The 10,593-nt window shown below is 71.1% G+C and carries 10 protein-coding genes; 7 read left to right on the top strand and 3 right to left on the bottom strand.

Translation table 11 applies throughout. The features are described from left to right. The first annotated feature begins 288 nt into the window (after positions 1–288). The 6 genes from Q9R26_RS17650 (at position 289) to Q9R26_RS17625 (ending at position 5,395) form a co-directional block, all read left to right on the top strand. Positions 289–2,745, top strand: a complete 2,457-nt coding sequence (locus Q9R26_RS17650; RefSeq protein ID WP_209132874.1) for a phosphoketolase — start codon at positions 289–291, stop codon at positions 2,743–2,745. A gap of 92 nt (positions 2,746–2,837) precedes the next feature. Further along, entirely contained in the window at positions 2,838–3,167 is a 330-nt protein-coding gene (locus Q9R26_RS17645; protein ID WP_311228051.1) for a hypothetical protein, read from the top strand. Beyond that, on the top strand, positions 3,148–3,363 hold the full coding sequence (locus Q9R26_RS17640) for a hypothetical protein (RefSeq protein WP_017887493.1): 216 nt from the start codon (positions 3,148–3,150) through the stop codon (positions 3,361–3,363). Before Q9R26_RS17645 ends, Q9R26_RS17640 begins: the two co-directional genes overlap by 20 nt. 33 nt (positions 3,364–3,396) lie before the next feature. Then, positions 3,397–4,080 (top strand): fumarylacetoacetate hydrolase family protein, encoded by a 684-nt coding sequence (locus tag Q9R26_RS17635; RefSeq protein WP_182067170.1) that lies wholly within the window; start codon positions 3,397–3,399, stop codon positions 4,078–4,080. Positions 4,081–4,233: 153 nt separating this feature from the next. After that, a complete protein-coding gene (locus tag Q9R26_RS17630) occupies positions 4,234–5,208 on the top strand; it encodes a TIM barrel protein (protein ID WP_311228050.1) in 975 nt (324 codons plus the stop codon). A gap of 10 nt (positions 5,209–5,218) precedes the next feature. After that, the gene (locus tag Q9R26_RS17625) at positions 5,219–5,395 is read left to right on the top strand and encodes a hypothetical protein (RefSeq protein ID WP_155896953.1); all 177 of its coding nucleotides are present in this window, start codon (positions 5,219–5,221) and stop codon (positions 5,393–5,395) included. A gap of 316 nt (positions 5,396–5,711) precedes the next feature. Here the strand turns inward: Q9R26_RS17625 and Q9R26_RS17620 are convergent, their stop codons facing one another. The 3 genes from Q9R26_RS17620 to Q9R26_RS17610 all read right to left on the bottom strand — a co-directional run bounded on the left by Q9R26_RS17620 (position 5,712) and on the right by Q9R26_RS17610 (position 9,447). After that, complete coding sequence (locus Q9R26_RS17620; protein WP_311228049.1) at positions 5,712–5,867, bottom strand: hypothetical protein; 156 nt, start codon at positions 5,865–5,867, stop codon at positions 5,712–5,714. A gap of 158 nt (positions 5,868–6,025) precedes the next feature. Beyond that, positions 6,026–8,560 carry an ATP-dependent DNA ligase gene (locus tag Q9R26_RS17615; RefSeq protein ID WP_311228048.1) on the bottom strand — a complete coding sequence of 845 codons (2,535 nt, stop codon included), beginning with the start codon at positions 8,558–8,560 and terminating at the stop codon, positions 6,026–6,028. Next, entirely contained in the window at positions 8,557–9,447 is an 891-nt protein-coding gene (locus Q9R26_RS17610; protein ID WP_311228047.1) for an SDR family oxidoreductase, read from the bottom strand. Before Q9R26_RS17610 ends, Q9R26_RS17615 begins: the two co-directional genes overlap by 4 nt. 135 nt (positions 9,448–9,582) lie before the next feature. Between Q9R26_RS17610 and Q9R26_RS17605 the strand changes: the two genes are divergently transcribed. Beyond that, positions 9,583–10,590, top strand: a complete 1,008-nt coding sequence (locus Q9R26_RS17605) for a Ku protein (RefSeq protein ID WP_311228046.1) — start codon at positions 9,583–9,585, stop codon at positions 10,588–10,590. Positions 10,591–10,593: the final 3 nt, after the last annotated feature.

Genomic DNA, 10,593 nt, shown 5'->3' with positions numbered 1-10,593 from the left:
TCCGAACGCGGCACCGCCGAGGACGAGGGCGCCGGTCGTGGCGAGGGTGATGGAGGTCTTGAGGCTCTTACGCATCGTGATCAGTCCTTTGCTCTGGAGGCGCTCCGGCCGGTGGCCGAACGTGCACGCTTGTGTGCACACTTGCTGTGAGCAAGCTGCAGCCCGGCCAACTGTGACCGGAGAGCGCCCTGGGCTTTTGCCCTGTGCAAGTCATTCGGCACCCCCGCCCGAACGGTTTGGGACGACTTTCCTGAGGTGCCGCAGCCCGGAGTTTCGTACCGTGTACCCATGGCTCCAGCACACATCTCCACCACCGACCGGCTCCGGGCGGTCGACGCCTGGTGGCGCGCCGCCAACTACCTGACGGTCGGGCAGATCTACCTGCTGGACAACCCGCTGCTCACCCGGCCGATCGAACCCGACGACGTCAAGCCGCGGCTGCTCGGCCACTGGGGCACCTCCCCCGCACTGAACCTCGTGTACGCGCACTGCAACGCGCTGATCACGGAGACCGGGCGCGAGTTCCTGTACATCTGCGGCCCGGGGCACGGCGGCCCCGCGATGAACGCGAACGCCTGGCTGGACGGCACGTGGAACGAGCTGTACCAGGACGTCGACCTGCAGCGGTTCTTCCGCCAGTTCTCGTTCCCCGGTGGCATCCCCTCGCACGCCGCCCCGGAGACCCCCGGCTCCATCAACGAGGGCGGTGAGCTCGGCTACTCGCTGTCGCACGCCTACGGTGCGGCGCTCGACAACCCGGACCTCGTCGTCGCGTGCGTGGTCGGCGACGGTGAGGCCGAGACCGGTCCGCTCGCCGGTTCGTGGCAGGCGCACACGTTCCTCGACCCGGTCTCCGACGGTGCCGTGCTGCCGATCCTCAACCTCAACGGATGGAAGATCGCGAACCCGACCGTCCTGGCCCGCATCCCCGACGAGGACCTCACCGCGTACTTCCGCGGGCTCGGCTACGACCCGATCGTGGTCGACTCCCGCCGCGTCGACGACGACCCGTACGCGGTCCACGCACTGTTCGACGGTGCCCTGCGACGCGCCCTCGCCGGCATCGACGACATCCAGGCCGCTGCCCGCGCCCAGGCCGCCCGTGCCGCCGCCGGGCAGCCCGCCGGCGCCGCGGACCTGCGTCCACGCTGGCCGATGATCGTGCTGCGCACCCCGAAGGGCTGGACCGGGCCGAAGGAGGTCGACGGCGAGCAGGTCGAGGGGACCTTCCGCGCGCACCAGGTGCCGCTGCCCGCGGTGCGCGAGGACGACGGTCACCGTGCCCAGCTCGAGGAGTGGATGCGCTCGTACCGCCCCGAGGAGCTCTTCGACGAGGACGGCCACCCGATCGGCATCATGACCACGATCCGCCCGACCGGTGACGAGCGGATGAGCGCCACCCCGCACGGCAACGGCGGTCGGCTGCGGACCGCGCTCGACCGGCCGCCGCTCGAGCCGTACGCGGTCGAGGCGGGTTCCACGGCGTCGGCCACGGGCACGCTCGGCCCCTGGCTCGCCGCACTCATCGAGAAGAACGCGTCGACCTTCCGGCTGTTCGGCCCGGACGAGACGATCTCGAACAAGCTCGACGCCGTGTTCGACGTGACCTCGCGGGTCTGGCGGGCCCAGCGCGCCGCCGGCGACGAGCACCTCGCCGCACGCGGACGCGTCACCGAGGTCCTGTCCGAGCACCTGCTCGAGGGGATGCTCGAGGGCTACGTGCTGTCCGGTCGGCACGGGATGCTCAACACCTACGAGGCGTTCGCCCACATCATCGACTCGATGGTCGGGCAGTACGCCAAGTGGCTGGAGTCCTCGACCGACATCGACTGGCGTGTGCCGGTGTCCAACCTGTCGCTCCTGCTCTCGTCGCACGTCTGGCGACAGGACCACAACGGGTTCTCCCACCAGGACCCCGGGTTCCTCGACATCGTCGCCTCGAAGCAGCAGGACCTCGTCCGGATCAAGCTGCCGGCCGACGCCAACACGTTGCTCGCCGTCGCCGCGCACGCGATGGAGACCACGGACCGCATCGAGGTGATCGTCGCGGGCAAGCACCCGGAGCCGGTCTTCCTGTCCCTCGACGACGCGGTCGCGCACGCGGCGGCCGGACTCGGCGTGTGGGACTTCGCCGGCACCGAGCAGGCCGTCGGGAAGGTCGACGTCGTGCTCGCCTGCGCCGGTGACGTCCCCACGGTCGAGGCGATCGCCGCCACCGACATCATCCGGAAGCACGCGCCCGGCGTCGGGGTCCGCGTGCTCAACGTCGTCGACCTGCTGGCGCTCGGTGACCCGCGCAAGCACGAGCACCCGATCCCGGACGAGCAGTACGACGCGCTCTTCCTGCCCGGCACGCCCACGGTCTTCGCGTTCCACGGGTACCCGACGCTCGTGCACCAGCTGACGTACCGCCGGAACGGACACGACGACCTGCACGTGCACGGGTTCCTCGAGCAGGGCACGACGACCTCGCCGTTCGACATGCTCATGCGCAACGAGATGGACCGCTTCGCCCTGGCCCACGACGCCCTGACGCGGGTGGATGCGGAGGCGCACGCCGACCTGCTCACGAAGTTGTCCGAGGCGCGTGACGCTGCACGGACGTTCGCGTACACGAAGGGCGAGGACCACCCGTCGCTCGCGGGCTGGGAGTTCGCGGGCTGGCCCCAGGACGAGCCCGCCAGCGGCGGGACCGGTGGCGACCCGGGTGCGGGCGAGACCGAGGCGGCCGCACCCGGCAACTGACGCACTCCTCCACAGGCCGGGAGGCCCGGCCACCCTCCACAGGACCAGTCACGCCGGCCGCGCGGCCGGTTCCGTGCTGTCAGGGTTCCGGCATGGACATCGGCTGGATCAGCGCACTCGTGTCGGTCACGAGTGCGTCCGTCGCGCTGGGTGCGCTCGTCGCCTCGGTGCTCGACGGGCGCGCAGGACGGCGAAATGCAGAGTTCTCGGTGCGCCGCGACCTGTGGTGGCAGCGTTGGTCATGGGTCGCCGACCGGGCGACCTCGGACGACGAAGGACAACGCGCGGCCGCCGGTGTGATGTCCGCTGCGCTGGTGACCCGCAGTTGGACGACCGCGGACGACCGCTGGGTCGGTCAGGCACTCGACGACCTGACCGCAGCGACGATCGAAGGAGCGAACGATGATCTCGAAGCTGAGTGACAAGGACTTCAAGCGATGGCTCGACGGACGTGAACTGACGACACCCGCACTGCTGGCAGACCCGCACTACGGGCCCATGATGCGGGCGAAGGGCGCCGAAGAGGAGCTCCGTCAAGCGCGCATCGAGTGGCGCGAACGCCAGGAGCGCGCCCGGGCGCGGAAGCTCAAGGACGAGGCGTCCTTCGGCGAGGGCTGAACCGATGCCCTGCGGGCCTGCCACGCTGGGACCGTGACCGAACTCGTCATCCCGGCCCCGAGCCTCCCGACCGTGCCCACGACGACGGGCGCGCGTTTCCCCGTCCGCCGTGTGTTCTGCGTCGGCCGGAACTACGCGGCGCACGCCCGCGAGATGGGACACGACCCGGACCGCGAGCCGCCGTTCTTCTTCACCAAGCCGGCGGACGCGGTCGTGGTCGACGGCGCCGACACCCCGTACCCGCCGCTGACGCAGCAACTGGAGCACGAGGTCGAGCTCGTCGTCGCGATCGGCACCGGCGGCACGGACATCGCGGTCGCCGACGCCCTCGCACACGTCTGGGGGTACGCCGTCGGGATCGACCTCACCCGCCGCGACCTGCAGGCCGAGGCGAAGCGACTCGGGCGCCCGTGGGACACGGCCAAGGGCTTCGACGCCTCGGCACCGATCGGGGCGCTCGCCCCGGCGTCCGAGGTCGACCCGACCAGCGGCGCGATCGAGCTGACGGTGGACGGGGAACTCCGGCAGTCGGGTGACCTGGCCGACCAGATCTGGTCGGTCGCCGAGACGATCGCGGCCCTGTCACGGTCCGTGGCGCTCGCGCCCGGCGACCTCGTGCTGACCGGCACTCCTGACGGTGTCGGTGCGCTGGAACGCGGCGCCGTGCTCGTCGGCACGATCGCCGGCGTCGGCGAGGTCCGGACCCGGATCGTCTGAAGCACGTGTCGCCGATGTGTCGACGGGCTGGGAGCCTTCGCAGGCAGCGCGGGTAAGTCTTGGGCATCGTCGCGGGTGGGGCCCGCGGCGGACACGGGGCGGCGCATCGCGACGGGGCGACGCGGACACCTCGGGACTGCCGGAGGTACGACCGTGCTGGAACACGACCTGCTCGCCACGTCCTGGACGTGGGCGGGCGACGAGAGCGTCCGCGACCGCGTGCACGCCGTCGGCGCCGCCGGGTTCGCCGGCCTGTCGCTGTCGCTCGACGACCTGCACGAGGTCCGCGCAACGACGGGCTTCGCCGAACTGCGGCGCATGCTCGACGCCGCCGGCATCGTCTGGGTCCAGCTCGGACCACTCGACCGGTGGTGGACGTGCACGAGCCGCACCCGGGACGAGGACGCCGACCGCGGGGTCGTGCTCGAGGCCGCGGCGACGCTGAGCGCCTGGCAGGTGGTGGCGCGCGCCGACACCTCGTTGCCCGGAGCCTCCCCCGCGACGATGGCCGACGACTGGGTCGTGCTCGCCGACCAGGCCGAGGCGGTCGGAGCGCAGCTCGTGCTCGAACCGGAACCGTGGTCGAACCTGCCCACGGTCGAGCGGGCCTCCCGTTTCGTCGCCGCCGCCGGGCACCCGAACGGCGGCCTGCTCATCGACGCCATGCACGCGCTCCGCGGCGGTTCCACCCTCGCGTCGATCCGGCAGGGGGTCGGACCGGGGGTCCTCGCAGCCGTCGAGCTGAGCGACGGACTGCTGCACACCCCGAGCGGGATGACCCTCGCCGAGGAGTCCCGGACGGCACGGTACCTGCCCGGTGCCGGGGCGTGGGACCTGCCCGGCTTCGTGCGGACCGTGCGCGAGCTCGGGTTCGACGAACCGTGGGGCGTCGAGGTCCGGACCCCGGCGCACCGGGCGATGCCCGTCCGCGACGCGCTCCGGACGGCCGTCGCCGCCACCCGCGCGGTGCTCGACGCCGCTGACGCGTTCGGCGCGCCGGCCGCCCCGGCGATGCCCTCGACACCCGCACCGACGTCTGCGGTGGACTTCGAGCCACCGCACACCGGCCGGCACGACCCGACGCACGGAGCCCGCCGTCGGGACGCCGACACAGGGACGCCCGCGTAGATTCCTGGACATGACCGATCAGGCAGCACACGACGACGACCTGCTCCGCCGTTCCCAGGAGTCCATCGACGAGGCCAAGGCCGCCGCGGCCGAGGTGGTCGAACCGGAAGAGGACGAGCTCATCGAAGAGGACGCACCCGTGGCTGACCACGCGGTGCCCACCGACGGCCCTGCGCCCGCGGCCTGACCCCGTCCTGATCCGACAGGATCCCCCCGGACAGACGAGATCGCCGGGCGACCATCGAGGTCGCCCGGCGATTTTTCTCTGCGCCCGCGTGACGAAACGCTCACTCGGCACGTCTCACCAGTGGACCCACCGAGTGTCGCTTCGGCGAGCCCGGTGCGGGGCTTCGTGGTCGGTCTCCCTGAACCGGCTGGTCACGTGCCTCGGCGGCGGTCCGTGCGCTCCCTGATCCAGCGTGCGGGCCGTCGGGTCTGTTCGCTTCTGTCGGTCGCGCCGAGCGGTCAGACGTTCAGGGCTGCCCCGTCAATCGTCGTCTTCGTTAGTCGTCGTCCTCGTCGGCGAGGAAGTCCGCGTACCGGACCTCGGTCTCCGTGGCGGCGCCGCTCGGTTCGACGGTCCGTTGCGACAGGTCGTCCCCCGTGATCGCGACGCGTTCTGCGGCCGTGTAGGGCGGCAGGTACTTGCTCGAGTTCATCCTCGGAGCCCCCTTCGTCCCGGCGAACGTAACAGCCGACGGCCGATCGTGGTCAGCGATGCCGATACTGTCCCCCGCGCAGTCTGCGGACGGGGGACGGATGTTCGCCAGCGGCGGACCCGATGCGCACGCATGTGGGCCCGAAGGCGAGACCCGGGTCAGGTCTCCCGCACGACGTCATCCGGGTCCTTGTCCACGCGCCACCCACGCCAGGACGGCTGCCGGAGCCGTCCGTCGCCGGTCCACTCGGCGAACTCGACCTCACCGACGCGCTTCGGTGTGACCCAGTGCGCATCGCGCGCGTCAGGCCGTGGGACGTCGACGAACGGCGGGGTCTTCCGTTCCAGCGGTGCGAGGACACCGGCGATCTCGTCGAGGTCACGGTCACGGAACCCGGTGCCGACCTTGCCGACGTACTCCAGCCCGTCGGGGCCGGGCACCCCGAGCAGCAGCGACCCGATCCCACCGGCACGCCGACCGCTGCCCGGTTTCCAGCCGCCGACGACGACTTCCTGCGTGGCGTGGTGCTTGAGCTTCAGCCAGGCCTCGGACCGCCGGCCCTCGGCGTACTTCGACGACCGCTTCTTCGCGACCACGCCCTCGAGTCCCTGCTCGCGCGATGCAGCCAGCACCGCGTCGAGGTCGCCCTGCACCGCCGGCGGCACGTCGATCGCACCGCCGGGTTCCACGACCGTCTCGAGTGCCTGTCGCCGGGCGTCGTAGCCGAGCCGCGTGAGCTCGTGCCCGTCCGCCTCGAGCACGTCGAACAGCAGGAACCGCACGGGCGTCGTCTCCTGCGCGCTCCGGACCTCGCGTGCCTTCGTCAGGCCCATGCGGTTCTGGAGCAGCTGGAACGAGGGTCGGCCACGATCGTCGACGGCCACGATCTCACCGTCGAACACGCCGTCCACACCGGCCCGCTCGCCCAGTTCCTGCAGCTCGGGGTACTGGGCCGTCAAGTCGTTGTCGTTGCGGCTGCGCAGGGTCACCGACCCGTCGCGGACCGTCGCCAGCGCGCGCACCCCGTCCCACTTCATCTCGAAGGCCCAGTCCGCCGGATCCAGCCGCGGCTCGCCCTTGGCCAGGGTCGCCTGCATCGTCCGGCGCTCCGACGGCGGGGTCTCGGCGTCCGCGGCCCCGCTGATCCGTCGCTGCCCGGCGCGGTGCGCATCGCCGTGCCCGTCCGACGGCCGGTCCGCCCGTCGCGCCACCGCCGGCCCGGCAGAGCCGGCGCCCTCCGCCAGCCGTTCGGGTTGCTCCTTCGTGCGGTGGATGAGCCAGTTCTTCTCGTCCCCGCCGCCACGGCCGCGGGTGTGCAACAGCGCGAGGCGGCGAGCGCCGCCGGCCCGACCGTGCAGCGTGACGATGACCTCCTGCCCCTCGCGCCACTTCTCGAGCTCGTAGGTGCCGTCGTCCCAGATCGTGACCGTGCCGCCGCCGTACTCGTCCTTCGGGATCGTGCCCTCGAACGCCCCGTACTCGAGCGGGTGGTCCTCGGTCTGCACGGCGAGGTGGTTCTTGCCGGGGTCGGTCGGCTCGCCCTTCGGCAGGGCCCAGCTCACCAGCACCCCGTCGTGTTCGAGCCGGAAGTCGTAGTGGTCGCGGGTGGCGTGGTGCTCCTGGATGACGAAGGTCGGTGTGCCGTCCTTCCGCACGGTGGGTGCACCCTCGGGCACGGGCTCCGGCGTCTTCGAGGCGTCCCGCTTCGCACGGTAGGCGGCGAGCCGGTCACGTGCGGGCTGCTCGGCGTCGTTCGCGCGCTCGGTCCGGTCGCTGTCCCAGTGACCATGGTCGTCGCGTCCGACGGCCAGCGAGGCGGAGGCGACCGGGTGCAGGAAGTCCCCACGGGCCTCCAGGCGTTCGAGGACCTCGTCCAACGTGAGCTGCGCGAGCCCGCGTTCCTCGAGTTCCTTCCAGGTGCGGGGTGCTGCGACCGTCGGCCGCTCGCGGCCGCGCAGCGAGTACGGGGCGATGGTCGTCTTGTTGCCGTTGTTCTGCGACCAGTCGACGAAGACCTTGCCCTTCCGCTCGGCACGGCTCATCGACGACAGCACCAGGTCCGGCAGGTCCGTCTCGAGGGCCTTGGCCAGCTCGTGGGCGACGTCGGAGACCTGCGCGGTCGTCGTTCTGCCGTCGAGAGCCGCGTACAGGTGGATGCCCTTGGAGCCGGACGTCACCGGGTACGGGTCGAGCCCCATACCGTGCAGGATCTCGCGCGCGGCCACGGCGACCTCGACGCACTCGGGCAGCCCCACGCCCTCGCCCGGGTCGAGGTCGAGGACGAGCCGGTCCGGGTTCTGCTGCGCGCCGCGGGTGCCGAACCGCCACTGCGGGACGTGCAGTTCGAGCGCGGCCTGCTGTGCCATCCAGACCAGGGTCGGCAGGTCGTCGACGATCGGGTACTCGTTGTCGTGCTCCGAGTGGTGGATGGTGTGGTGCCGCACCCAGTCGGGAGCCGAGTCGGGCAGGTTCTTCTCGAAGAAGACCTTGCCCTCGACACCGTTGGCCCAGCGCTTCCGGGTCACGGGACGGTCCTTGACGTGCGGGATCATCCACGGCGCGACCCGCTCGTAGTACTCGATCACCCGACCCTTCGTGGTGCCGGTCTCGGGGTAGAGCACCTTGTCGGTGTTCGTGAGCGCGAGCCGCCGGTCGCCCACGAGGACGACGGTCTTGCGCGAGGCGGGACTCACAGCGCCACCCCGGTCGCTCCCGCCACCGTCAGGGTCGTGCCGGACGTGTACGACGACTCGGGCCCGGCCAGGTGGACGTAGGCGCTGCCCAGCTCGACGGGTTGGGCGGGACGGCCGAACGGGGTGTCCTGGCCGTACGCCGCGATCTCGTCGCCCGGGTAGCTGATCGGCTGCAGGGGCGTCCACACCGGGCCGGGCACCACCGTGTTGGCCCGGATGCCCTTGCTCGCGAGCTGTCGCGCGAGCCCGTTCGTGTAGGTGATGATCGCGGCCTTCGTCGCGGCGTAGTCGATCATGCGGTCCTGCGGCTGGTACGCCGACACGGAGCTGGTCGTGACGATCGAGCTGCCCGGCGCCATGTGCGGGACGGCAGCCCGGACGAGCCAGAACAGCGAGTACAGGTTGACCTTCATCGTGCGGTCGAAGTCCGCGGTGCTCTGCGCGGTGATGTCCTCGTGCACCTGCTGGTGACCCGCGACCAGCACGAGCGCGTCCAGGCCGCCGAGCTCGCTCACGGCGTCCTGCACCAGGACGTCGCAGAAGGTCTCGTCCGTCAGGTCGCCGGGCAGCAGCACGGCCTTGCGCCCGAGGTCTCCGATGACGTCGCGGACCTGTTCGAGGTCCTCGCGCTCCTCGGGCAGGGCGTTCAGGGCGACGTCGGCGCCCTCCTTCGCCATCGCGATCGCCGCAGCGCGCCCGATGCCGGAGTCCGCGCCCGTGACGAGCACCCGGTACCCGCGCATCCGCCCGGTGCCCAGGTAGCTCGTCTCGCCGTGATCAGGGGCGGGGTCCATGGCACTCGCCAGCCCGGACCCCTGCTGGGTCTGCGCGGGGAACGGCGGACGGGGGAACTGGTCGCGCGGGTCCTGCTTGTCGAGCTGGCTCATGGGCCCATCGTGCTCGTGTCGGCCTCGCGGCGGTCCAGCGAGCCGGACATCCGTGGAACGATCCCCCGGCCGTCGGACCTGTGGAGGAACCGATGGCTCCGGGCACGCACGCGTGCAGGCGGGCATCATGAGCGCATGAGGTCGATCTGGAAGGGCTCCATCGCGTTCGGGCTCGTCAACGTGCCCATCAAGGTCTACGCGGCCACCGAGACGCACGACGTGTCCCTGCACCAGGTCCACGACGAGGACAAGGGCCGCATCCGGTACAAGCGGGTGTGCGAGTTCGGCCACGAGGTCGAGTACGCGGACATCCAGCGCGCCTACGACGACGGCGACAAGACCGTCGTGCTCACCGCGGACGACTTCAAACAGCTCCCCGAGGAGCAGTCGCACGAGGTCGAGGTGCTCGAGTTCGTGCCCGTCGAACAGGTCGACCCGATGATGTTCGAGAAGACCTACTACCTCGAGCCCGACTCGCGCTCGCCGAAGGCGTACGTGCTGCTGCGCGAGACCCTGGCGAAGACCGACCGCCTGGCGATCGTGCAGTTCACCCTGCGGCAGAAGACGCGGCTCGGGGTGCTCCGGGTGCACGACGAGGTCATCCTGCTGCAGGGGCTGCTCTGGGGTGACGAGGTCCGCGCCGCCGACTTCACGACCCTCGACACGACGGTGAAGGTCAGCGCCAACGAGCTGAAGATGTCGTCCTCGCTCGTCGAGAGCATGTCCACCGACTTCGACCCCGACCGCTACACCGACTCCTACCAGGAGGAACTGCAGCAGCTGATCGACGCCAAGCTCGAGACGGGCGACGACATCGACACCGAGAAGACCTTCGGCGCGCAGGACGACGAGGACGACGACGAGGGCGGTGACGTGCTCGATCTGATGGCCGCCCTGCGTGCGTCCGTCGACAAGAAGCGGACAGGAGGCTCGGGGTCGCGTTCGTCGTCGACCTCACGGTCGTCGTCGGGTTCCGCCTCGGGCACGTCCGGCTCGGGCAGGAAGGCGCCGGCGAAGAAGGCGCCAGCCAAGAAGGCTGCCGACAGTGCGGCCGAGAAGGCTCCCGCGAAGTCGGCACCGAAGAAGGCCACCGCGAAGAAGGCGCCGGCGAAGAAGCCGGCCGCCAAGAAGCAGGCGAGCTGACGG

Origin of the sequence: Curtobacterium sp. BRB10 (assembly GCF_031844325.1) — a bacterium.
GTDB classification, from domain to species: domain Bacteria; phylum Actinomycetota; class Actinomycetes; order Actinomycetales; family Microbacteriaceae; genus Curtobacterium; species Curtobacterium poinsettiae_A.
This window is presented reverse-complemented; position numbering and strand designations above follow the sequence as displayed.

What these genes read in the sequence shown, in the direction of transcription:
- Q9R26_RS17650 (WP_209132874.1), top strand. Translation starts at nt 289, where the DNA reads ATGGCTCCAGCACACATCTCCACCACCGACCGGCTCCGGGCGGTCGAC.
- Q9R26_RS17645 (WP_311228051.1), top strand. Translation starts at nt 2,838, where the DNA reads ATGGACATCGGCTGGATCAGCGCACTCGTGTCGGTCACGAGTGCGTCC.
- Q9R26_RS17640 (WP_017887493.1), top strand. Translation starts at nt 3,148, where the DNA reads ATGATCTCGAAGCTGAGTGACAAGGACTTCAAGCGATGGCTCGACGGA.
- Q9R26_RS17625 (WP_155896953.1), top strand. Translation starts at nt 5,219, where the DNA reads ATGACCGATCAGGCAGCACACGACGACGACCTGCTCCGCCGTTCCCAG.
- Q9R26_RS17620 (WP_311228049.1), bottom strand. Translation starts at nt 5,867, where the DNA reads ATGAACTCGAGCAAGTACCTGCCGCCCTACACGGCCGCAGAACGCGTC.
- Q9R26_RS17610 (WP_311228047.1), bottom strand. Translation starts at nt 9,447, where the DNA reads ATGAGCCAGCTCGACAAGCAGGACCCGCGCGACCAGTTCCCCCGTCCG.
- Q9R26_RS17605 (WP_311228046.1), top strand. Translation starts at nt 9,583, where the DNA reads ATGAGGTCGATCTGGAAGGGCTCCATCGCGTTCGGGCTCGTCAACGTG.